Here is a 22,899-nt window from a genome sequence, read left to right on the forward strand (position 1 = left end):
GGCGACTGCCCGACGCCGTCAACGACCGTCAGGCGGCCGCTTGCAGACGCTCGCCGGCGATGCGGTAGGAGATCGCTTCGGCCAAGTGCAGCCGGCCGACGGTCGCGCTGCCATCGAGATCTGCGAGCGTACGCGCCACCTTCAGGACGCGGTGGTAGCCGCGCGCTGAGAACTTCAGTTTTTCGGCAGCGTCGCGCAGCAACTGCAGGCCGGCTGCATCCGGTTCGGCAATGCGTTCGATCATCGCCGTCGAGCAGCGGGCGTTGCTGGATGGCTCGCGACTGCCGAGCGCGGCGAAGCGATCGATCTGCAATTGCCGGGCGCGGGCGACACGTCTTGCCACAGCAGCACTGGCCTCTGCCGCCATCGGCCGGATCAGGTCTGCGGCGCTGACAGCCGGTACGTCGATGCGCAGATCGATCCGGTCCATCAACGGGCCGGAGATGCGCGCCTGGTAATCGCTCATGCAGCGCGGGCCACGGGCGCAGGTGCGGCCGGGTTCACCCGCCATGCCGCACCGGCACGGGTTCATCGCTGCCACCAGTTGGATCGCGGCGGGATAGGTGACGCGATGGTTGGCACGGGCAATGATGCATTCCGCCGTTTCCAGCGGCTGACGCAGGGCATCAAGCACCTGCGGGGGGAACTCGGGAAACTCGTCAAGGAACAGAACGCCGTTGTGGGCGAGCGATGCCTCGCCTGGTTTCGCTCGCAAGCCGCCACCGATCATCGCCGCCATGGTGGCGGAATGGTGCGGCGTGCGGAACGGCCGCCGGTCGGACAGCTTGCCGCCCGGCAACTGGCCGGCGATCGAGTGGATCATCGAGACTTCGAGAAGCTCGGCAGGCGTCAAGGGCGGCAGGATCGACGGCAAACGCGAGGCCAGCATCGATTTGCCCGAGCCCGGCGGTCCAACCATCAGCAGATTGTGGTTGCCGGCGGCGGCGACTTCGAGCGCCCGCTTGGCGCTCTCCTGTCCCTTGATATCGGCAAGATCAGGCAGATCGGTAGCGCCGGCGCGAATGGCAGGCTCCGGCCGGGAGAGCACCTGCGTGCCCCTGAAATGATTGGCGATGGCGATCAGGCTGCGGGGTGCAAGAATATCGATCTCGGCGCCGGCCCAGGCGGCCTCCGGACCGCTTTCGGCCGGACAGATCAGCCCCTTGCCGAGCGCATTGGCGCCAATTGCGGCCGGCAGCGCGCCGGCGACGGCCGCGACCGTACCGTCGAGATTGAGCTCGCCGATCACCACATAGCCATTCAGCGCGTCGCCGGGGATGGCACCGAGCGCGGCCATCAGCCCTAGCGCGATCGCGAGATCAAAGTGGCTGCCTTCCTTGGGCAGATCCGCGGGCGCGAGATTGACGGTGACTTTCTTGGCTGGCAGCGCTAGACCAGACGCATGAAGGGCTGCCTGCACCCGCTCGCGGCTTTCGGCCACGGCCTTGTCGGGCAGGCAACGATCTGCATGCCGACCCGCCCGGGTGCAACCATCACCTGAACGTCGACCGGCACACCTTCTATCCCCTGGAATGCAACCGTACTGACCCGCGCAACCATGACCGCCTCTTCGACCAGGGCGGCCCGCCATGCCGCCGCAACCCCGGTGGTTGCAGCGATAAATCTTGCACGGAAAACACACAAAAACAAGAACAATAACAGAACATCACGCCTTGCGTCGCGCAGATGCTTGAGCAGCACATCGCTCGACCGTCCCACCGTCACCAGACGTGCTGAAACCCAGAGATCGCCCGCCGGCCATCGGCGCGCGTTCGCAATCGGTCTCGAAACGTATCAACCGCTTGCGCTCAACTTGGATCCAAGCGGCCACAGGCGGATTGCCGATGCCATTCGAACGCCTACTTAGTCCTCATGTTTCCAGAGGGGATTGATGATGGTTGGCATCCGCGAACTGAAAAAGCGCACTCGATACTTTCTACATGGAGACAAAACGCTGCCTGGGTATGCCGCTGACGGCCTCAGGACGACGAACAAGAACACGTCGTTCATGGACGAGCCGCAGTTTGCAGCAGCATGGACCATTGCCGAGGAAGGCAACCGGGAGGCCTGGCGGAAGCGCGGCCGCGTTCCCGATGTTCGCTGGCGCGCGCACACGTGCTGTTGGGCGGCATCGCGGGCGCTTCGCCTGGAAGGCGACTTTGTGGAATTCGGCGTGAACGCCGGTCTTCTGTCAATGACGGTGTGCCGGTATCTCGGTTTCGAAGCGCTCGATCGCAAATTCTGGCTGTTCGACACGTTCGGCGGCATCCCGCACGGGCACATGACCGACGTGGAACGCCGCCTGACAACGCAGCGAAACACCGGCATCTACGAGGACGTTTTTGAGGTCGCGAAGCGCAACTTTGCACCTTTCCCCAATGCACATCTCATTCGCGGCGTGCTGCCCGATACCCTCGAAGGCGTTCCGCTCGGAAACATTGCCTATCTTTCGATCGACCTGAACGTCGCGCAATACGAGAAGGAATGCATCGAACGAGTGTGGGACAATCTCGTACTGGGGGCAACAATCGTTCTCGATGACTATGCGTTCCGCGGCAGCGAGGAACAAAACGCGATGTGGAACGACTTTGCGAGGAAAAACGGTCAGGCGATTTTGACGCTGCCGACCGGCCAGGGAGTGATTGTCGTCCAGTGAACCGTTTTGCTCCCGTTCATGATTCCGTCGGTAAAATGCTCGGGCAGTCAAAGGAGAGCCCTATGATCAGGATGATCAAAACATGTGCGATAGCCACCATCGCGTGCACCTTCGTAGTAGGAGCGGCAGCTTCCCAGGATCTGGATATTTATATCGACGGCGGTGGCCCGCGCTACCGTGATCAGCCACGCTACTATGACGAGCCCCGGTACTATGACGAAGACGACGGCTGGGGCGAGCAGCAATATCGCCGCCGACCGCCGGAAGCCTATCAGTGCACACCGCGCCAGGCGCTTAACAAAGCCCAAAGATATCTTCGCAATCCACGCGTCGGCCGGACGTCGCAGGAGATTATTGAAATTCGCGGAATCGGCAGCCGTGGCGAACGCAATCGCATCATCTTCGGTACGCGACGCGGGTGCCCGCGCATAGGCTGACAAAGCAACCAATCACGGTCCAGGGAGCACTCGCTCGGCTGGCCTTTTTGGAACGGTATTGCTGGGAGCCTGTTCCCATAGAGCGTCTGCAACAGCTCGGTGATGGACGCCAGCCAATCAGCACCACGATCGGGATCGGCCAGAGCGCGTCTGCGCGCTGGTAGCATCTCGTGGCTACAGCGCGCGCCTGTCGTCTAACACGTGCGCCGCCTGCGCTAGGCGCGCTTGCGCTCGATCGCGTCCCAAAGCAGGCTGGCGACGTCGGCGCCGCCGAACTTCTTGACTTCGCGGATGCCGGTCGGCGACGTCACGTTGATTTCGGTCATGTAGTCGCCGATGACGTCGATACCGACGAAGAGGAAGCCGCGCTCCTTCAGCGCCGGTGCGATGCGGGCGCAGATTTCCTTCTCGCGCGCCGTCAGTTCGGTCGGCTCGGGCCGGCCACCGGCGTGCATGTTGGAGCGGGCGTCGTGCTCGGCAGGCACGCGGTTGATGGCGCCGACCGGCTCGCCGTCGACGAGCAGGATGCGCTTGTCGCCCTTGCGCACCGCCGGCAAATACTCCTGCGCGATGAAGGGCTCGCGGAACATCTGGCCGAACATTTCAAGCAGCGACGACATGTTGCGATCGTCGCGCGCGGAATGAAACACACCAGCGCCGCCATTGCCGTAGAGCGGCTTCAGGATGATGTCGCCCATTTCCTCGCGGAATCGCGCGATCTCGGCGGCATCGCGGGTAATCAGCGTCCTCGGCATCAGATCAGCGAATTCGGTGACGAAGATCTTTTCCGGCGAGTTGCGCACCCAGGCCGGGTCGTTGACGACAAGCGTCCTCGGATGCAGGCGCTCGAGCAGATGCGTCGAGGTGATGTAGGCCATGTCGAAGGGCGGATCCTGGCGCAACAGGATCACGTCCATGGTCGAAAGATCAAGCCGTTCCGGCTCGCCGAGCGTGAAGTGGTCGCCCTTGACGTCGCGCAACGTCATCTGCTGCGCAGTGGCGAAAACCTTGCCGTCACGCAGCGACAGCTTCTCCGGGGTGTAGTGGAAGAGCCGGTAGCCGCGGGCCTGTGCCTCAAGGCACATCGCGAAGGTGGAATCACCTGCGATGTTGATGCCCGACACATGGTCCATCTGGACCCCGACATTGACGATTTTCGCCATCTTCCTATCCCCGTTAGATCGCGATGACCTTGGAGCGGTCCGATCCAAGGTCATAAACGTGATCGATATTAATACGTTAGAGCGAGATGCGGGCGGAGAACCGAGCAAACGTTTCCTCATCCCGCTCTAGAAATGCCCGCAACATGTAGAATGCGGACTCGCCTTAGGCAAGGCTCGAGCGCCAAGCATCGAGCGCTTCAGCGGCAAGGCTATTCAAAGCCCTCGATGACGCAGGTGATGAGATCATGATCCGAAAGCGGACGGCCGTCCGCGTCGAGCGAAGGAATGATCCCGCTTTCGCCGATCTTCAAGCCCCGTGACAGAAACCAGTCGAGTTTCATCGCCCGCTCCGGCCAGCGCGTGATCAGGCTGGGGCGGGTCGTCATCAGCTCGATCGGCCCGCCATGGCGGGTGAAGCCGCGCGCAGCGCTCGTGGTGAACAGCCCTTCGGCCTCGAAATCACCGCCAGCGTGGTTGCCGGTGTTGAGGTCGCCGCCGATCAGCACAGGCAAGGCCAGGAAGGCTTCATCGAGCGCCTCGATCAGTTCCTTCACCTGGCGCTCGCGATAGGGCGCCGTGGTGGCGCTTTCGAGATGGGTGGAAACGGCAACGAAGGGCCCGGCTTGCGTCTCGATCACCGCGCCGATGGCAAAGCGTTCGCCGACGCGCGGCTGATCGCCGCCATCCATGAACCACAGCCGTTTGCCCCAGAGGCGGAGCATGAACGGCCGGCCGAGCGGCACCGCAGCCATCAACGCATTGCCGTGAAAACCCTTTTCGTTGAAGTCGTCCTTGCAGAATTCCAGTTCAGTATCGGAACCGAGGCCGAGCTCGATGAACTCGACGCCGTAGGCATATTGCATCTGGAGCGTGGCTGCGACCTCCGCGGTCGGGTGGCGCTGGCCGGTGCGGGCCATGCCGTTGTCCATTTCCGAGAGCAGCACGACCGGCGCGTCGGTTGCCGCCAGATGCGCGGCACTTTCCGGCGCAAACAGGCAGCGCTCCAGGTTCCAGGCGGCGATGGTAAACGGAAAGGCAAGCGGCTCGCCCGACGACGGCGCGCCGCCGATCTCGATGCTGTTCATCTCGGGAAGTGCTGCCATCACGGCATCATGGGCTGCGATCGAACGTTCAATCGCCGTGAAACCGGCGCGGGTTTCCTGCGAGGGCACGGTGAGGCTGATGACAGTCTTTTCGATCACAATGCCGGCTCCAGGCTGACGGGACGAGCGCTTTCGGCAGTATTGGCGAAAGACGTTCCGCGCTCCAGTCGCTTGCCGTTCTCGGGCGAGAAGAAATGCAGGCGGCCCGTTGCAATCGTGACAGCAAGATCGCCGGACAAGGGAATTTCGGGAGAAAGCGCCACGGTCAGCGCCTGATCCTCGATGGTGCCGTGGACGAGGCGTTGCGCGCCGAGTTCCTCGACATAGTCGACCTGAAACAGCATCGCATCCTCGCCGACGGCGGCAAGCCGCAGGTCCTCGGCGCGCAGGCCGACGGTGACCGGCCCTTCGACCGGCGCACTGTCGCCAAGCTCGATCCTGTAGGTGCCGACAGAAAGGCGCGAGCCTTCGATGCGGCCCTTGATCAGGTTCATGGCGGGCGAGCCGATGAAGCTCGCGACGAAGGTCGAGGCCGGGCGATGGTAGACATCGAGCGGGCGGCCGATCTGCTCGATCCGGCCACCGTTGAACACCACAAGCCGATCGGCCAGCGTCATCGCCTCGAGCTGGTCGTGCGTGACATAAAGCGATGTGGTGCCGAGGCGCTTCTGCAGCCGCTTGATCTCGCCACGCATGGAAACGCGCAGCTTGGCGTCGAGGTTGGACAACGGCTCGTCGAAAAGGAAGGCTGCCGGCTTGCGCACGATGGCGCGGCCCATGGCCACACGCTGACGCTGGCCACCGGAAAGCGCACGCGGCTTGCGGTCGAGATAGGGCTCGATCTCCAGCATGCGCGCGGCTTCCGCTACACGGGCGTCGATCTCGGCTTTCGGCGTCTTGCGGTTCTTCAGACCGTAGGCGAGGTTCTGGTAGACCGTCATATGCGGATAGAGCGCATAGTTCTGGAAAACCATGGCGATGTCGCGCTCAGCCGGATCGACCTCGTTGATGACGCGTGGGCCAATCTTGACCGTGCCTTTCGAGATGCCTTCAAGGCCTGCGACCATGCGCAGAAGCGTGGACTTGCCGCAGCCGGACGGGCCGACAAGCACGATGAACTCGCCGTCCTCGATATCGATCGAGACGGACTTTACCGCCTCGACGTTGCCGGTATAGATCTTCGAGACCTCGGCGATGGTGATGGCCGCCATGGCTGCCTCCGTTGGTAAATTGCGGTTTGAGGAAGCGGCAAAGACGGCTTCGCCTCTCCTTTGTCTACTTGTCGCTTTCCGTCAGGCCCTTGATGAACCAGCGCTGGAAGATCACCACGATCAGGACCGGCGGCAGCATGGCAAGGATCGCCAGAGCAAAGGCCTCGTTGTAATCGGGGATGTTCGAGCCGACCCAGACGAGCAGGATCTGCTTGATGCCGCGCACCAGCGTGAAGAAACCTTCGTCCGTGGTCATCAATGTCGGCCAGAGATACTGGTTCCAACCATAGACGAACATGATGATGAAGATCGCCGCCATCATGGTGCGCGACAGCGGCACCAGCACGTCGATGAAGAACTTGAACGGGCCGGCGCCATCGATGCGCGCTGCCTCGAGCAATTCGTCCGGCACCGACTTGAAGAACTGACGGAAATAGAAGGTACCCGTCGCCGACGCGAGCAGCGGCACGATCAGGCCGGTATAGGTGTTGGTCAGCTTCAGCGTGTTCATCACCTCGTAGGAGGGAAGAATGCGCACTTCGAGCGGCAGGAGCAGCGTCGTGAAGATGATCCAGAAGAAGAAGGTCGCGAGCCGGAAGCGGAAATAGACGATCGCATAGGCGGCCAGCATCGACAAGACGATCTTGCCGAGCGCGAAGCCGAGGCCGAGGATCATCGAGTTCATCATCATGTTGAGGCCGGTGATCTTGCCGGTGAAGCCGCCCTTGCGGGTGAGCACCGTCTCGTAGGTCTCGACGAAATGGCCGCCCCAGCTGAGGCTGAGGCCGTTGCGGTGGATATCCGCCGCCTCGTGCGTCGACGTCATGAAGGCGACCACGACCGGTGCCACCATGATGAAGACGCCGGTGAGGAGGATGACGTGGTCGAAAAACTTGGTGCGATACATCGGCCCCGCCTCAATTGTAGTGCACGCGCCGCTCGATGAAGCGGAACTGGAAGATGGTGAGCACGAAGACGATGAGCATCAGGATGACCGACTGCGCCGAGGAGCCGCCAAGGTCGTTGCCGCGGAAACCGTCCATGTAGACCTTGTAGACAAGGGTGATCGGATTGTTCGCCGCCTTGTCTTTCACCATGACGTCGATGACGCCGAAGGTGTCGAACAGTGCGTAGGTGACATTGATGATCAGAAGGAAGAAGGCGGTCGGCGCGAGCAGCGGCAGGATCACGGTCCAGAAGCGGCGGAAGCCCGAGCGGCAATCCATGGCCGCCGCCTCGCGCACCGCGACCGGAATACCCTGCAGGCCGGAGAGGAAAAAGATGAAGTTGTAAGGGATCTGCTTCCAGACCGAGACGACGATCATCGAAAAAGCCGTATCGAAATAGTTGAGACCGACCTTGATATCCCAGCCGAACCAGCGGGCAAGCTCGACGATCGGGCCGATATGCTGGTCGAAGAACATCATGCCGATGAGGCCGGCAACCGGGGGCGCGATCGCATAGACCCAGATGAGCAGCGTCTTGTAGGTGGCGTTGCCGCGGATGACCCCATCCGCCTTGACGGCGAGCAACAGGCCGATCGACAGCGCGAAGAAGGTGACGAGCGTGGTGAAGATCGCCGTGAAGCGCGAGATGCCCAGATATTCGCCCGACTTCAGCACGTCGGTGTAGTTCGCCATGCCGACGAAGGTCGAGCCGAAGCCGAACGGGTCTTCCAGATAAAAGGACGACTGGATCGCCTGGATCGACGGCCAGTAGAAGAACACGAAGATGATCGCCAGCTGCGGCGCGAGAAAGAGGTAGGGCAGGTAAGGCGAGGAGAACTGCACGCGCTTGGCAGTCGCGTCGCCGTCCTTCGGTTTGCCGCCGAACAGCCGGAGGGCGCCGAAGCGACGCCCGTCCGTTCCCGTCCCTCCCCGCGGTGCGGGGAGGCTTTCCGTTCCAGAGGTCATCGAGATCAGCCAGCCGTCTTGGCGAAGCGGGCGAGCAGCTCGTTGCCGTCCTTCTCGATCGTGTCGAAGGCGTCCTTGACCGTGGTTTCACCGGAGAAGATGCGGCCGTATTCGCGTTCCATGATCTCGCGGATCTGCGGGTAGAAGCCGAGGCGGTAGCCCTTCGACCAGTCGCCGGCCGGCAGCATCAGCTGCTTGATGCCGACTTCCGCGACCGGCTTTTCCTTGTAGTAGCCGTCCTTCTGGGCAAGCTCGTAGGCTGCCTTGGTGATGGCCACGTAGCCGGTTGCCTTGTGGTAGAAGTATTGGATTTCAGGCGAGGTCAGGAACTGGAAGAAGTCGGCGACGCACTTATTTTCCTCGTCCGACTTGCCCGACATGGCAAACAGTGCCGCGCCGCCGATGAAGGAGTTAGTGCCGGCACCCTCGATTGCGTTCCAGTAGGGCAGGAACGTCGCCGAGAACGGCATCTGCGCCGTCTTCTGCAGGCCGCCGAACGAACCGGACGAACCGATCCAGAATGCAGCCTTGCCTTCTTCGAAGACCTTCTGGTTGTCGTTCCAGCCGGCGCCGTAAAAGGCGAAGTAACCTTCGTCCTTCCAGGCCTTGAGCTTGTCGAACATCATGACCAGGTTCGGATCGGTGACCTTGAGCTTGGTGTCGGCGACGCTGTCGTAGCCGTTGTTGTTGGTGGCGAACTGGATGTTGTTGCGCGAGAAGAAGTTCTCGGTGAACTGCCAGGTGAGCTGCGACTGGACGAGCGGGATGTAGCCGGCGGCTTTCAGCTTCGGTGCTGCAGCCTCGAACTCCTCCCAGGTCTTCGGTGCTTCGACGCCGGCCTTTTTCAGGGCTTCGTCGTTCACGTACATGATCGGGGCCGACGAGTTGAACGGCATGCCGACGAACTTGCCTTCGCTATCGGCGTAGAAGTAGCGCACGCCGTCGATGAAGGCATTGCGGTCGAAGTTGTGGCCGGCCTTGATGATCAGATCTTCGGCGGGAACGACGGCGCCCTTGGCGTTGATGATGGTCGCTGCACCGGCGTCGAAGACCTGCAGAATGTTCGGCTGTTCGCCAGAGCGGAATGCGGCGATGCCGGAAGCGAGCGCTTCCTCATAGGTGCCCTTCGAAACCGGGGTCAGCGCGCAGGCGCTCTGGGCTTCGTTGAACTTCTGCGAGATCTCGTTGATGACCTCGCCGTTGCGGCCGGCCATGCCGTGCCACCAGGTAATATTGGTTGCGGCTAGCGACGAGGTTGCCGAAAAAGCAAGGGTGAAAGCTGCGAGTGAAATTTTCTTGAACATGACTGGTCCTCTCCACCGAGTTGCGGATGGCAGTGGACTAGTGGCCTTCAATGACAGGCCGGTAACGCTTTTATGTCGGGACGATTACAAATTCGCGAATCTGTTCCAAGACGGGATGCGGGCGGAACACCGCAATCATTTTCCCTCATCCCGCGCCGGTTCAGAACGCATCGGGCAGGTGTCGCGGCCAGCGCCAGGGTGTCACCGTGATGATATCGTAACGGACGGAAAGCCTGGCGAAATCGGGTTGGCGTGCGAGCCAGAGATCGCTGGCCGCGCGAATGCGGTGCTGCGCCGTTCCGGTGACGGCGAAGACCCCGTCGTCGGCCGAGCGCCGGGCCTTGACCTCGACGCAGGCGATGAGATCACCCCGCCGCGCAATGATGTCGATTTCGCCCAGTTTGGTGCGATGACGCATGGCGACGATGCGGTACCCTTTGACGATCAGGCAGAGGGCCGCGCGATACTCGGCGAACCGACCGCGCCTCTGAGCCCCAAGCCTGCGTCGATCGGGCCCTTCAGTCGCCATGGCGGCCCTTGAGTTCCAGCAGCCGGTCGTAAAGCTCCTTGCGCGGAAGGCCCGTCTGCTTTGCTGCCTCGGTCGCCGCCTTGCCGGTCGACATATCGGCGATGAGCCGCGTCAACAGCGCATCAACGTCGGCGGCCTCCGGTTCCGGCGGCGCGTCCGGCGGGCCGATCACGAACACGATCTCGCCCTTGACCGCGCCGGCATCGTCGTAAAACGCCTTGAGTTCGCCGAGCGTGCCACGGCGGAATTCCTCGAAGGTCTTGGTCAGTTCGCGGCACACGGCCGCCTTTCTGTTTTCGCCGAGCACGGCGGCGGCAGCCGCCACCGTGGCGGCAATCCGGTGCGGCGATTCGAAGAACATGAGCGTCGACGGCACCGTCGCCAACTCCTGCAGCCGATCGCGCTTGGCCTTGTCCTTGGTCGGCAGGAAACCGGCGAAGAGAAAGGCGTCGTTGGGCAGGCCCGAACCGACAAGGGCGGCAAGCGGGGCTGAGGCGCCTGGGATCGGCACGACGCGATAGCCTGCATCGATCGCCAGCTGCGCCAGGCGATAGCCGGGATCGGAGACAAGCGGCGTGCCGGCATCGGAGACTAGCGCCACCGATCTGCCCTCGCCAAGAGCCGCCAGCAGCCGCGGGCCGACCTCGTCGGCATTATGCTCGTGGTAGGCGTAGGGCCGGTTGACGATGCCGTAACGGTCGAGCAGCACGCGGGTGACGCGGGTGTCCTCGCAGGCGAGCACGTCGGCGCCGGCAAGCGTTTCAAGCGCCCGCAGGGTGATGTCGCCAAGATTGCCGATCGGCGTCGCCACCAGATAGAGCGCGACATCGAGCGGACGCGCGGGAATGCTGGCATTGTGCAGCCGATAGCTGCGCTGCTTCTGCCCATCCGAGGCGTCCGACGTCTTATGTTTTTCCAACTGCAGCTTCCTGATGGCGATGCCGGCTGACCGGTTTTAGTCTTTATGAGTGAGCCGACATGGCAGAGCAAGGGCGCCAAGCGGCCGGCTGGTGCGTCATCTGGGGACAGCGCCAGTCAAACCCCTTGCTTTTCAGGCGCTGTTTCTGCCATTTTGCCGGTCCACATCCTTCCGGTCGGTCGGCCGGGACACTCGCAGTTGACGCTGCGGCGGGAGCCTCGCCCGCCCAGCAACGGTTGAAAGCGGTAGCATCCCATGCGCATTACTCTCGAGCGGTCCAATCTCCTGAAGTCGCTGAACCACGTTCACCGCGTGGTCGAACGGCGAAACACGATCCCGATCCTCTCGAACGTTCTTTTGCGCTCCGACGGCGCGAGCCTCGAGATGAAGGCGACCGACCTCGATCTCGAGATCACCGAGGCGACGCCGGCGCAGGTGGAACAGGCCGGCGCCACCACGGTTCCGGCGCACCTGCTTTATGACATCGTGCGCAAGCTGCCCGATGGCTCGGAAGTGCTGCTGGCGACCAACGCCGAAGGCACAGCGATGACGGTCGCCTCCGGCCGCTCGAAATTCTCACTGCAGTGCCTGCCGCAATCCGATTTCCCCGACCTGACGGCCGGCAGCTTCTCCCACACCTTCCGCCTCAAGGCGACCGACCTGAAGATGCTGATCGACCGGACGCAGTTCGCGATCTCGACCGAGGAGACCCGCTACTATCTCAACGGCATCTTCGTGCACACGGTCGAGAGCAAGGGCGACCTGAAGCTGCGCGCCGTGGCAACCGACGGCCACCGCCTTGCGCGCGCCGACGTCGAAGCGCCGTCCGGCTCCGAGGGCATGCCGGGCATCATCATTCCGCGCAAGACCGTCAGCGAACTGCAGAAGCTACTCGACAGCCCCGATATCATCGTGACGCTCGAAGTATCGGACGCCAAAATTCGCCTGACGATCGGCTCGATCGTGATGACCTCAAAGCTGATCGACGGCACCTTCCCGGATTACCAGCGCGTTATACCGGCCAACAACGACAAGGAACTGCGCGTCGATTGCCAGTCCTTCGCCCAGGCCGTCGACCGCGTTTCGACGATTTCCTCCGAACGCGGACGCGCCGTGAAGCTGGCGCTGGCCGACGGCCAGATGACGCTGACGGTCAACAACCCGGATTCGGGCAGCGCGACGGAAGAGCTGCCGGTCGGCTACGAGCACGACCCGCTCGAAATCGGTTTCAATGCAAAATACCTGCTCGACATCACCTCGCAGCTGACGGGAACCGACGCCATCTTCATGCTGGCCGACCCGGGCTCGCCGACGCTGGTGCGCGATCTGGCGGCCGAGGACGCGCTTTACGTGCTGATGCCGATGCGGGTTTAGCCGCCCGTGCCGCGGTGAAAAATTAAGACCCGTCACGCCGCGCGTGGCGGGTTTTTTGTTGGCGCTGATATTCGCGTGCTGTTGATAAGACGACGCTTTCAGGCGTAGACAGACTTGTTTTTGCCGCAGATGGGATCACATTATGTCTGCAATGTCCGTTCCCCGCTCGAATCAGCGGAACCGGACGATCCGTATGAGAGGACGACGGTTTTGAGGGGTTCAATGAATTTGCGCGTGAAGGTGAAGGAACGGCTTGGCCGGAAATTCGACGAGGAGATCCGTTTCTTCAAGGGGTGGATGAGCAATGCGAAGGCGGTCGGGGCAATCCTTCCGACGTCTTCCGTCACCGCCCGCCGCATGGCGAGCGTCATCAATCCCCATTCCGGATTGCCGGTTCTTGAACTCGGCCCCGGAACCGGCGTCATCACCAAGGCGATCCTGGAGCGCGGTCTAGCAGCGGAAGATCTGGTGTCCGTCGAGTACTCCACCGACTTCTACCAGCAGCTCAAGGCAAACTTTGCCGGCGTCAACTTCATCAACGGCGACGCGTTCGATCTCAAGCAGACGCTTGGCGCGATGACGGACCGGACCTTCGACAGCGTCGTGTCTGCCGTGCCGCTGCTCAATTTCCCGATGCATCGTCGCGTCGAGCTGATCGTGGATCTTTTGTCGCGCATCCCGGTCGGCCGTCCCGTCGTGCAGATCTCCTATGGTCCGCTGTCGCCTGTGGTTGCCATGCCCGACCGCTACAGCATCCAGCATCTCGATTTCGTCGTGCGCAACATTCCCCCGGCGCAGCTCTGGGTCTACCGCAAAGCGCACTGACAGGGCACACCATTGTTCGGTCTGTATATCACGCACCCGCAAGTGCAGATCGATCCGGCAGTTCCCGTGCCGAAATGGGGACTGTCGGAGATCGGATATGCGCGAGCGGAAGCGACGGCGCGGCAGCCGTGGGTTCGAACGCTCGGGCGGATCGTTTCGAGCGACGAGACCAAGGCGATCGAGACCGCGAACCTTCTGGCCGGAGCGGCCGGCGTCGCGATCGAGACCGACGACACGATGGGCGAGAACGACCGCTCGGCCACCGGCTTCCTGCCGCCCCCGGAATTCGAGAGGGCGGCGGACTGGTTCTTCGCCAATCCGAACGAAAGCTTCAACGGCTGGGAGCGCGCCGTCGACGCGCAGGCCCGCATCTCGGCTGCCGTCTTTCGTATCCTTGACGAACACGACGCCAAAATCCCGATCGCTTTCGTCGGCCATGGCGGCGTCGGTACCCTCTTGAAGTGCAAGCTGGGCGGCACCGCCATCAGCCGAAGCGCCGACCAGAAGGGCGGCGGCGGCGGCAATCTCTTCGCGTTCCGTCTTGCGGATCGCGCCCTCACATGCGACTGGACCCCGATGGAATTCTGGCAGGGGGTGACCGCGACATGACCGAGACCGCACGCGACCGACTGATCGTCGGCCTGGATCTTCCGACAATCGCAGAGGCTGAAAAGATCGTTACCACGCTTGGTGACGACGTGACCTTCTACAAGATCGGCTACCAACTGGTGTTTGCCGGAGGGCTCGAGTTCGCCCGCGATCTGGCCGCAAGCCGCAAGAAGGTCTTCCTCGACATGAAGCTGCTCGACATCGACAACACGGTGGCCAAGGGCGTCGAGAACATCGTCAAGATGGGCATGTCGATGCTGACGCTGCACGCCTACCCCAAGGCGATGAAGGCGGCGGTCGAGGCAGCCAGGGGATCGGATCTCTGCCTGCTCGGCGTTACCGTGCTCACCTCGATGGACGAGCAGGACGTGATCGATGCGGGCTACGAATACGACCCGCACACGCTGGTGCTGCGCCGGGCCGAACAGGCCCGTGCCGCCGGCATGGGCGGCATCGTCTGCTCGGCCGAGGAATCCTCCGCGGTGCGCAAGATCATCGGCCCCGACATGGCTCTGGTGACCCCAGGCATCCGCCCGGCCGGAGCCGAGAAGGGCGACCAGAAGCGCGTCATGACACCCGCCGACGCGCTGAAGGCCGGATCGAGCCACCTCGTCGTCGCGCGCCCAATCGTCGCAGCCGCAGATCCGCTTGTCGCCGCGCGCGGCATCCTCGACGAGATGAACGGCGCGCTTTCGCGCTGATCGTGACACCCGCGTGCAACAGGTCGGCGATCCCTCTCGTACATCGCCGCCCTCTGCAACCGTTCCGCTTGACCTTGCCCGGAATTTGCCGGAAGTAACACTCCCGTCTGCTTTCGATGCCTGAAGACGAGGAGTTCAGCATGGCAAAAGGATATTGGATCGCACGGGTCGATGTGCGAGACCCCGAACGCTACAAGGACTATGTGGCGGCCGCAAAGCCGGCCTTCGAGAAATACGGCGCCAATTTCCTGGCGCGCGGCGGTGAATTCGAGCGGCTGGAAGGTGGGGTTCGCGCCCGCAACGTCGTCATCGAATTTCCATCGCTTCAGGCCGCTGTCGACTGCTATAATTCCCCCGAGTACCAGATTGCCGCGGCGATCCGCCAACAGGTGGCAGACGCCGAGATGGTGGTCGTCGAGGGCATCTGACCGACGAGTGTTGCCAACCACGGCAACGCCGCCCGCCGCGAGGATTGGCCTTCACCTCTCGCGGCTGTTGGGCTATGTAGCAAACAATTCTTCCAAATGAGATCAGGAGTGCACTTCCCATGACCTTGTCCAACCTTCCGCCGCTGGTGACGATTTTCGGCGGATCCGGGTTCGTCGGCCGTCATGTCGTACGTGCACTCGCCAAGCGCGGCTACCGCATCCGCGTTGCCGTTCGCCGGCCGGATCTTGCAGGCCACCTGCAGCCGCTCGGCAATGTCGGCCAGATCTCGTTCGTCCAGGCCAACCTGCGCTATCGCAAGTCGGTCGACCGCGCCGTCGAAGGCTCCGACCATGTCATCAACTGCGTCGGCGTCCTGTTCGAGAGCGGCCGCAACACCTTCGACGCCGTGCAGGATTTCGGCGCCCGAGCGGTTGCGGAAGCCGCGCGCAATGTCGGCGCCAAGCTAACGCATATCTCGGCGATCGGCGCGGACGCCAAGTCGGAATCGAGCTACGCCCGCACCAAGGGGCGTGCCGAAGCCGCGATCCTGGAAACGCTGCCGGACGCGATCATCCTGCGCCCGTCGATCGTCTTCGGACCGGAGGACGGCTTCTTCAACAAGTTCGCCCAAATGGCCCGGTTCGCACCGGCGCTGCCACTGATCGGCGGCGGGAACACCAAGTTCCAGCCGGTCTATGTCACCGATGTCGCCGAGGTCGTTGCCCGCTCGGTCGACGGCAAGCTGTCGGCTGGCACGATTTACGAACTCGGCGGACCTGACGTCCTCACCTTCCGCGAATGTCTCGAGATCATGCTCCAGACCATCGATCGCAAGCGCTCGCTGGTATCGGTGCCCTTCGGCATCGCCTCGCTGATGGGCCGCGTCGCGTCGATGATCCCCTTCATCACGCCGCCGATAACGCCCGACCAGGTGGTGTTGCTGAAATCCGACAATATCGTCTCGGCCAAGGCCGAATCCGAAGGCCGGACGCTTGGCGGCATCGGCATCACGCCGACGATGCTGGAATCGATCCTGTCGACCTATCTCGTGCGCTATCGCCCGCAGGGCCAGTATACACGCAGCGGCCGCGCCGCCTGAGGCAGCAGCCCAGAAAGCCTCTTTCGATCGCCGCCGGCCCTGCCGGCGGCTGTTTTATTGTGTCATCAAGGCAACAGCGTTGCAGTTCTGCCGCAGTGACAAAAGCGAATGGCATTTACCGCAGATTCAACATGTCCTGATATTGATCAAGACATATCCAACGCATAAAAACCGCCCCGCGCCCCGATCACAGGTAAGTCTCGGCGGCGGCAGCATCACTCTCGAAAGGCATGGCGTCCATGGGCAAGTCGATCGCAATCTTTTTTGCGTCTGCGGCACTGATCATTCTGGCTGGCTCCTTCGTCGCGCCGAACACGGTCGCGAGCAGCCGCAAGGGCTGCACGCCGGCCTATGGCGTCGACCCGTGCACGACGGCGTCGATCGACCTTTCCGGCAAGTAAGCCGGCGCCCATCGGGCGATTAGCTACAAGTTTTTGGCGGGGGCCAGGGACCGCGTGCGTTTCATCTGAAACGCACGCGGTTTTATTTTTACAGCGCCGCGCGTCAAATATGACGCGCAAAGGACGCTGTATCTCTTTATATTTGCTGCATAATTTCGCCCTTAAATCGGATCCGATTTAGAGAATTATGCAGTAGCTGTTCTCAGCCGAGCATCCAGAGGCCGATAAGGCCGGCGGTGCCGACGACGATGCGCCAGATCGCAAATGGCGTGAAGCCGCGGCGCGAGACGAAGTCCAAGAGCGAGCGGACGACGAAGATGCCGGCGACGAACGCCGCGATGAAGCCGACGGCAATCAGTGTGAAATCGTCGAACGACAGCGCATCACGGTTCTTGTAGAGGTCGAGCGTGAAGGCGCCGAGCATCGTCGGCATGGCCAGGAAGAACGAGAACTCCGCCGCCGACCGCTTGTCCGTTCCCATCAGCAGAGCGCCGGCAATCGTCGCACCGGAGCGCGAGGTGCCGGGAATCATCGCCAGGCACTGGAACAGGCCGATCTTCAGCGCCAGCGACGGCGGATAGTCCATGACGTCGGTGTAGCGCGGCGTCAGCGGCATCCGATCGATCGCAAGCAGGATGAAGCCGCCAATGATCAGCACGACACAGATCAGGATCGGCGTTTCGAACAGCACGGTCTTGATGAAGTCATGGGCGATTGCGCCGATGATGGCGGCCGGCAGGAAGGCGAGCAGCACCGACACGACGAAGCGGCGGGCCTTGACGCTCGTCGGCAGCGCCAGTGCGATCGACAGAAGTCTTTGGAAATAGACGAGCAGGATCGCCAGGATGGCGCCGAGCTGTATCAGAACGGCAAAGGTGTTGCCCGGCGATCTGAAGCCGAGGAAGTGCCCGGCGAGGAGCACATGCGCCGTCGAAGACACGGGGATGAACTCCGTCAATCCCTCGATGAGACCGAGGACGAGCGCGCTGATGATCGATTGATCCGCCATATATAAGATTTTCCTGACAAGTTTTGGAGTGGGAGGAAAAGGCTGATTCGCTTGTGTTTGCCACCACAAGTTCCTATAGCTTTTTCTGATGAGCCGTGGCCAGACGCATGCGCCGCCACGCTGACGTTCCCTGAAAAAAGACCATAAGAAGCCAGATCATCGATGCCGACACTGTACCATCACCCCATGTCCTCCGCTTCGCGGTTCGTGCGCCTGATCCTTTCGGAATACGGCTACCAGACGGAATTGACCGAGGAACAGCCCTGGGAAAACCGGCGAGACTTTCTGACGCTGAATCCGGCGGGCACGTTACCGGTCTATGTTGACGACAGTATGAGGGCGCTTTGTGGCGCCACGATCATCTCGGAATATCTCGACGAGACGAACGGCATCATGAAGCGGGATCGGCGGCTTCTGGCGGAAGATCCGTTCCAGCGCGCCGAAATCCGCCGGCTGGCCGAATGGTTCCTTCACAAGATGGAAGCCGACGTGACGCGCCCCTTGGTGCGCGAGCGCATCTTCAAACTGCAGATGACGCCGGACCAGGGCGGCGGCGCACCTGACAGCAAGGTGCTGCGCACCTCGCGCGCCAATATCCGCCAGCACATGAAGTACCTGTCGTGGCTTGCCGGGTCGCGGCCCTGGCTTGCAGGCGACCGGATCTCCTATGCCGACCTTGCGGCGGCCGCGACGGTTTCGGTGCTCGACTATCTCGGCGAGATCGACTGGTCGGACGCGCCGACCGCCAAGGAATGGTATCAGCGGCTGAAGTCCCGCCCCTCCTTCCGCCCGCTGCTCTCCGAGCGCGTGCGCGGTATCACACCGGTTCCGCATTATGCGGATCTCGATTTCTGAGGATAGTGCCGTGCCCGGCAGTGCTGCCAAGGCTGAAAACCAGGAGCGACGGCGGCAGAAGCTGACGGAATTCCTGAAGGCCGAGGCGGCCGACAAGGGCTTCGACGTCTGTCGCATCACCCGGCCCGATGCCATACCGGAGGCGCCGGCGCGGCTCGTGGAATTCCTCGACGAGGGCTTCCACGGCACGATGGAATGGCTGGCCGAAACGGCGGAGCGCCGCTCCGATCCGCGAACCCTCTGGAGCAACGTGCGCTCGGTCGTCATGTTCGGAATGAACTACGGCCCGGAGGAAGACCCGCGCGGCATCCTCGACCAGCCGGATCGCGGTGCGATCTCCGTCTATGCCCAGAACCGCGACTATCACGATATCATCAAGGGCCGCCTGAAAGAGGTCGCGACCCGCTTTGCGGCACGTGCCGGCGAAGACGTGAAGGTGTTCGTCGACACGGCACCGGTGATGGAAAAGCCGCTCGCCGAAAAGGCAGGCATCGGCTGGCAAGGCAAACACACCAATCTCGTCAGCCGCGAGTTCGGCTCCTGGCTGTTTCTCGGCAGCCTGTTCACCACGGCGGAACTTGCCTTCGACGCCGCCGAGCGCGACCATTGCGGCTCCTGTCGTGCCTGTGTCAACGCCTGTCCCACCGCTGCCTTCCCCGCCCCCTACCGCATCGACGCGCGGCGCTGCATTTCCTACCTGACAATCGAGCACAAGGGGCCGATCGACCCGACGCTGCGTCCGCTGATCGGCAATCGCATCTATGGCTGCGACGACTGTCTTGCCGCCTGCCCCTGGAACAAGTTCGCGCAGCAGGCGTCGGAGATGAAACTGAAGGCGCGCGATGACCTGAAGGCGCCGTCGCTCGCCTTTCTCCTGACCCTCGACGACCCGACATTTAGGACCTTCTTCTCGGGCTCGCCGGTCAAACGCATCGGGCGTGACCGCTTCGTCAGAAATGTCTTGATCGCAGCGGGCAATTCCGGCGATGACAGCCTGGTCGCAGCCTGCAAGACGTTGACCAGCGATACCTCCCCGATGGTGAGGGCGATGGCGGTGTGGGCTTTGTCACTATTGATCTCGCCCGATGCGCTTGCGGCCCATGAGAGGCAATGCGGTGCGGAGAGCGACGAAGAAGTGTTGTCCGAATGGCAAATGGCGGGAGTAAGCCGATGCATGTCCTGATTCTTGGCGCCGGTTATTCCGGCATGGCGATCGCGCGCGCACTGGCCGACAAGGCCGATAGCGTCACTGGTACGACCCGCAGTGCGGAAAAGGCTGCCAAACTCGCAAAAGCGGGCATCCGCCCGATCGTCTTCGACGGCGATACGGTTTCCGACGAACTGGCAGACGCCTTGCGGCAGGCGACCCATCTGATCCAGTCGATCGCTCCCGGCCGCGACGGCGACCCGATGTTCCGCCCCGGCAGCACCGACCTCGCCACGCTTGCCCCTGCCCTTCGCTGGATCGGCTATCTCTCCACCGTCGGCGTCTATGGCGACCATGGCGGTCAGTGGGTGACGGAAGACATGTTGTCCAAACCGGTCTCGGCGCGCTCGGTGGAGCGAGTCGAGGCGGAAGACGCCTGGCTTGCCTTCGGCGCCAAACACGCTGTTCCCGTCGCTGTGCTACGGCTTTCCGGCATTTACGGCCCCGGACGCAACGCCTTCTGCAATCTCGCCAACGGCACGGCCCGCCGGCTGATCAAGCCCGGCCAGGTGTTCAATCGCATTCGTGTGGAAGATATCGGCGCTGCCACATCCTACCTCTCCGAAAGACTTCAGGGTGGGATCTTCAACATCACCGACAACGAGCCGGCACCACCGCAGGATATCGTTGCCGAGGCCGCGCGGCTGATGGGCGTCGAGCCGCCGCCCGAGATGCCGTTCGAAACCGCCGAGCTTTCGCCGATGGCCCGATCCTTCTATGGCGAAAACAAGCGCGTTTCGAATGCACGCCTGCGGGAAACCGGCTTCGAACTCGCCTATCCCGATTATCGCGTCTCGCTTGCGCAAATGTGGCAGACGGACAGCTGGCGCGGCCAATGAACAATTGCTGCGCGAACCAGTCAAAATATTCCGTTCGCAATGGAACCTTGTCGATAGCATGATCGTTAGTAATGGTGATCTCACGGAGGCGCTTAATTGTGACCTTCGTGAGATATTCATTCTATACTCGGCGAATTGAATGCAACCACAGCGGTAGTGACGCATTTTTGACCATCCGGATTCCGGACGATTCGTTCAATTCGAAATTTTTAATGATTTTTTTCGTTAAGCCGATATCTCGGCTCGCGTGCGCGCCGCATTTAGCGCGTTCAACCGCTGATTCCAAAGAACTTCCGGGTTCTATTTAAACTATTTCAAACAATCTTCGTTTTTTAATTTTCGTCCTTTTTTAATAGATCCTAATAAAACGTAAATGGTTGAAGCACGTTTTCGCCATTTTTCGCCCCAATTAGCGATCTTCGACAGAATTAACCAAGAGCTCCAGCCCAAGAGCTCTAACCGAGGGTCGCCAGTTTGACGCCAGCGAAAATCAAGACTGTTGCTGCGGCAGCGCTGTTCACCGCCGGGATCGGCCTCGGTTCCGTTTCCGACAGCCAGGCAGCAGGCGCCGGCTGCGGCGGTGCTTCCTGGTATGCGCTGACCTCCAAGACGGCTTCCGGCGAACGTATGAACGCCGCCCGCCTCACCGCCGCCCATCGCAGTCTGAAATTCGGCACCAAGGTGCAGGTCACCAACAAGCGCAACGGCAAGAGTGTAATCGTTCGCATCAACGATCGTGGCCCGTTCATCCGTGGCCGTGTGATCGATCTTTCCAAAGCAGCCGCCTCGCAGATCGGCATGATCAGCTCCGGCCACGCCAGCATCTGTTATCGCGTCGTCAATTCCTGATCGTAAAATACTTCCGTCCGGCATCCGATCCGGGCGGTTCTGCTTTGAGAAGTACTGTTCCTCGCCACTTCCCCGCGTTTAATCCCGGCCAGCGTCTTGCTCTTCGATGCCATCGCCGCTACCACGGCGAAAAAGGAGTTGATCGAAGATGCGATTGGGCGGCAGGCTCGCTGGAGCCATTGAGGTTCTTGAGGACATCGAAAAGCGGAAGCGCCCGGTCGCCGACGCACTCAAGGACTGGGGCCTTTCCCATCGCTTCGCCGGCTCCGGCGATCGATCGGCGATCGGCAACATCGTCTATGACGCGCTTCGCATGAAGCTCTCCCACGCCTACCTGATGGACAGCGACAGCGCCGCCGCTCTCGGCCACGCCGTGATGTACCGCCAGTGGGGCTTTTCCCCCGAAGCGCTGGCGGCCGAACTCGATGGCGACAAATTCGCACCCGAGATGCCGTCCGCCGACATGGCGCAGGCCTTCGCGACGCGCCGCCTCGATGATGCCGCGCCCCACATCCAGGGCGACATTCCCGAATGGGTGCAGGCATCCTTCGAGGAAAACTTCTCCGAGGATTGGCTCGACGAAGCCAAGGCGCTCGCCGGGCGTCCGACGCTCGATCTGCGCGCCAACACGCTCAAGTCGACCCGGGACAAGGTGCTGAAGGCGCTGGAGCGCAGCGGCGCTGAAGCCGCAACGATCGCCCGCAACGGTATTCGTATTCCCGCCGGCGAAGGCGCCTCGCGCCTGCCGAACGTCACCGCCGAGCTTTCCTTCCAGAAAGGCTGGTTCGAAGTCCAGGACGAGGGATCGCAGATCGTCGCCGATCTCGCCTTCCCGCAGGAAGGCGAACAGGTGCTCGACTATTGCGCCGGCGGCGGCGGCAAGACGCTCGCCATGTCGGCTGCGATGAACAACAAGGGCCAGGTGCACGCCTACGACACCGACCGCAAGCGCCTGGCGCCGATCATCGAACGGCTGAAGCGCGCTGGAACGCGCAATGTCCAGGTACACGATTCCGCCGACAGCCTGGCGCCGCTTGCCGGCCGTTTCGATCGGGTTCTCGTCGATGCGCCTTGCACCGGCACCGGAACGTGGCGTCGCCGCCCCGACACCAAGTGGCGGCTCAACCAGAAGAACCTCGAAGAGCGGATCTCCCAGCAGGAAGAAGCGCTGGCAAGTGCTGCGCAGTTCGTGCGGCCGGGCGGACACCTGATCTACGTCACCTGCTCGGTGCTTCCCGAGGAGAACGAGGCGCAAGTCTACGGCTTCTGCGAAGACAATCCGGAATTCGAGATCCTGTCGGCCGCCGACATCTGGGCCGGGCTATTCGGTACCGACAAGCCGCAGCCATGGTCCGCCGACATGAAGACGGTGACGCTGACGCCGGCTTCCACCGGCACCGACGGCTTCTTCTTCTGCCTGATGCAGCGCAAGGCCTGAGCGCCTCGCCGGCGGCTTCGACACTGCGC

At 62.2% G+C, this 22,899-nt stretch carries 23 protein-coding genes and 1 pseudogene; 14 read left to right on the forward strand and 10 right to left on the reverse strand.

Annotated features, from left to right (window positions below):
• Positions 1-28 precede the first annotated feature (28 nt).
• A pseudogene (locus ASD03_RS05395) lies at positions 29-1,560 on the reverse strand (YifB family Mg chelatase-like AAA ATPase).
• A 331-nt stretch (positions 1,561-1,891) separates the two neighbouring features.
• On the opposite strand from ASD03_RS05395, the gene ASD03_RS05400 reads away from it, so the two are divergent.
• Both ASD03_RS05400 and ASD03_RS05405 read left to right on the forward strand, forming a co-directional pair.
• Positions 1,892-2,656: a TylF/MycF family methyltransferase gene (locus ASD03_RS05400; RefSeq protein ID WP_225906194.1), complete on the forward strand. Its 765-nt coding sequence runs from the start codon at positions 1,892-1,894 to the stop codon at positions 2,654-2,656.
• Positions 2,657-2,718: 62 nt separating this feature from the next.
• Entirely contained in the window at positions 2,719-3,093 is a 375-nt protein-coding gene (locus ASD03_RS05405; protein WP_025425623.1) for a hypothetical protein, read from the forward strand.
• Positions 3,094-3,308: 215 nt separating this feature from the next.
• Here the strand turns inward: ASD03_RS05405 and gshB are convergent, their stop codons facing one another.
• The 8 genes from gshB to rsmI form a co-directional block, all read right to left on the reverse strand.
• On the reverse strand, positions 3,309-4,256 hold the full coding sequence (gene gshB / locus ASD03_RS05410; RefSeq protein ID WP_025425622.1) for a glutathione synthase: 948 nt from the start codon (positions 4,254-4,256) through the stop codon (positions 3,309-3,311).
• A gap of 209 nt (positions 4,257-4,465) precedes the next feature.
• On the reverse strand, positions 4,466-5,458 hold the full coding sequence (locus ASD03_RS05415) for an endonuclease (protein ID WP_025425621.1): 993 nt from the start codon (positions 5,456-5,458) through the stop codon (positions 4,466-4,468).
• Positions 5,455-6,570 carry a sn-glycerol-3-phosphate import ATP-binding protein UgpC gene (locus tag ASD03_RS05420; RefSeq protein ID WP_025425620.1) on the reverse strand — a complete coding sequence of 372 codons (1,116 nt, stop codon included), beginning with the start codon at positions 6,568-6,570 and terminating at the stop codon, positions 5,455-5,457. Before ASD03_RS05420 ends, ASD03_RS05415 begins: the two co-directional genes overlap by 4 nt.
• 64 nt (positions 6,571-6,634) lie before the next feature.
• A complete protein-coding gene (gene ugpE / locus ASD03_RS05425) occupies positions 6,635-7,477 on the reverse strand; it encodes a sn-glycerol-3-phosphate ABC transporter permease UgpE (protein ID WP_025425619.1) in 843 nt (280 codons plus the stop codon).
• 10 nt (positions 7,478-7,487) lie between these two features.
• The gene (locus ASD03_RS05430) at positions 7,488-8,483 is read right to left on the reverse strand and encodes an ABC transporter permease subunit (protein WP_025425618.1); all 996 of its coding nucleotides are present in this window, start codon (positions 8,481-8,483) and stop codon (positions 7,488-7,490) included.
• Positions 8,484-8,488: 5 nt separating this feature from the next.
• On the reverse strand, positions 8,489-9,787 hold the full coding sequence (locus tag ASD03_RS05435) for an extracellular solute-binding protein (RefSeq protein WP_025425617.1): 1,299 nt from the start codon (positions 9,785-9,787) through the stop codon (positions 8,489-8,491).
• Positions 9,788-9,947: 160 nt separating this feature from the next.
• A complete protein-coding gene (locus tag ASD03_RS05440) occupies positions 9,948-10,316 on the reverse strand; it encodes a YraN family protein (RefSeq protein WP_025425616.1) in 369 nt (122 codons plus the stop codon).
• A complete protein-coding gene (gene rsmI / locus ASD03_RS05445) occupies positions 10,306-11,235 on the reverse strand; it encodes a 16S rRNA (cytidine(1402)-2'-O)-methyltransferase (RefSeq protein ID WP_025425615.1) in 930 nt (309 codons plus the stop codon). Before rsmI ends, ASD03_RS05440 begins: the two co-directional genes overlap by 11 nt.
• 255 nt (positions 11,236-11,490) lie before the next feature.
• Between rsmI and dnaN the strand changes: the two genes are divergently transcribed.
• The 7 genes from dnaN (at position 11,491) to ASD03_RS39885 (ending at position 16,673) form a co-directional block, all read left to right on the forward strand.
• Positions 11,491-12,609, forward strand: coding sequence for a DNA polymerase III subunit beta (gene dnaN / locus ASD03_RS05450; protein ID WP_025425614.1), 1,119 nt, complete (start codon positions 11,491-11,493; stop codon positions 12,607-12,609).
• Between the two features lie 222 nt (positions 12,610-12,831).
• Complete coding sequence (gene pmtA / locus ASD03_RS05455) at positions 12,832-13,434, forward strand: phospholipid N-methyltransferase PmtA (RefSeq protein ID WP_025425613.1); 603 nt, start codon at positions 12,832-12,834, stop codon at positions 13,432-13,434.
• Between the two features lie 12 nt (positions 13,435-13,446).
• On the forward strand, positions 13,447-14,043 hold the full coding sequence (locus ASD03_RS05460; RefSeq protein ID WP_025425612.1) for a histidine phosphatase family protein: 597 nt from the start codon (positions 13,447-13,449) through the stop codon (positions 14,041-14,043).
• On the forward strand, positions 14,040-14,744 hold the full coding sequence (gene pyrF, locus ASD03_RS05465; protein WP_025425611.1) for an orotidine-5'-phosphate decarboxylase: 705 nt from the start codon (positions 14,040-14,042) through the stop codon (positions 14,742-14,744). The genes ASD03_RS05460 and pyrF overlap by 4 nt, the downstream gene beginning before the upstream one ends.
• A gap of 140 nt (positions 14,745-14,884) precedes the next feature.
• A complete protein-coding gene (locus ASD03_RS05470) occupies positions 14,885-15,172 on the forward strand; it encodes a DUF1330 domain-containing protein (protein ID WP_025425610.1) in 288 nt (95 codons plus the stop codon).
• Positions 15,173-15,291: 119 nt separating this feature from the next.
• A complete protein-coding gene (locus ASD03_RS05475; protein WP_025425609.1) occupies positions 15,292-16,272 on the forward strand; it encodes a complex I NDUFA9 subunit family protein in 981 nt (326 codons plus the stop codon).
• A gap of 239 nt (positions 16,273-16,511) precedes the next feature.
• On the forward strand, positions 16,512-16,673 hold the full coding sequence (locus ASD03_RS39885) for a hypothetical protein (RefSeq protein ID WP_025425608.1): 162 nt from the start codon (positions 16,512-16,514) through the stop codon (positions 16,671-16,673).
• 202 nt (positions 16,674-16,875) lie between these two features.
• On the opposite strand, the gene ASD03_RS05480 is transcribed toward ASD03_RS39885, so the two are convergent.
• The gene (locus tag ASD03_RS05480; protein WP_025425607.1) at positions 16,876-17,682 is read right to left on the reverse strand and encodes an undecaprenyl-diphosphate phosphatase; all 807 of its coding nucleotides are present in this window, start codon (positions 17,680-17,682) and stop codon (positions 16,876-16,878) included.
• A gap of 162 nt (positions 17,683-17,844) precedes the next feature.
• On the opposite strand from ASD03_RS05480, the gene ASD03_RS05485 reads away from it, so the two are divergent.
• The 5 genes from ASD03_RS05485 to ASD03_RS05505 all read left to right on the forward strand — a co-directional run bounded on the left by ASD03_RS05485 (position 17,845) and on the right by ASD03_RS05505 (position 22,870).
• Complete coding sequence (locus tag ASD03_RS05485; RefSeq protein WP_025425606.1) at positions 17,845-18,537, forward strand: glutathione S-transferase family protein; 693 nt, start codon at positions 17,845-17,847, stop codon at positions 18,535-18,537.
• Positions 18,538-18,547: 10 nt separating this feature from the next.
• Complete coding sequence (gene queG / locus ASD03_RS05490; RefSeq protein WP_025425605.1) at positions 18,548-19,720, forward strand: tRNA epoxyqueuosine(34) reductase QueG; 1,173 nt, start codon at positions 18,548-18,550, stop codon at positions 19,718-19,720.
• Positions 19,708-20,583 carry an SDR family oxidoreductase gene (locus ASD03_RS05495; RefSeq protein ID WP_025425604.1) on the forward strand — a complete coding sequence of 292 codons (876 nt, stop codon included), beginning with the start codon at positions 19,708-19,710 and terminating at the stop codon, positions 20,581-20,583. The genes queG and ASD03_RS05495 overlap by 13 nt, the downstream gene beginning before the upstream one ends.
• A gap of 474 nt (positions 20,584-21,057) precedes the next feature.
• Complete coding sequence (locus ASD03_RS05500) at positions 21,058-21,432, forward strand: septal ring lytic transglycosylase RlpA family protein (protein WP_025425603.1); 375 nt, start codon at positions 21,058-21,060, stop codon at positions 21,430-21,432.
• A 148-nt stretch (positions 21,433-21,580) separates the two neighbouring features.
• Entirely contained in the window at positions 21,581-22,870 is a 1,290-nt protein-coding gene (locus tag ASD03_RS05505; RefSeq protein ID WP_025425602.1) for an RsmB/NOP family class I SAM-dependent RNA methyltransferase, read from the forward strand.
• The last annotated feature ends 29 nt before the right edge of the window (positions 22,871-22,899 follow it).

This window comes from Ensifer sp. Root127, assembly GCF_001425225.1.
GTDB classification, from domain to species: Bacteria; Pseudomonadota; Alphaproteobacteria; order Rhizobiales; family Rhizobiaceae; genus Ensifer; species Ensifer canadensis.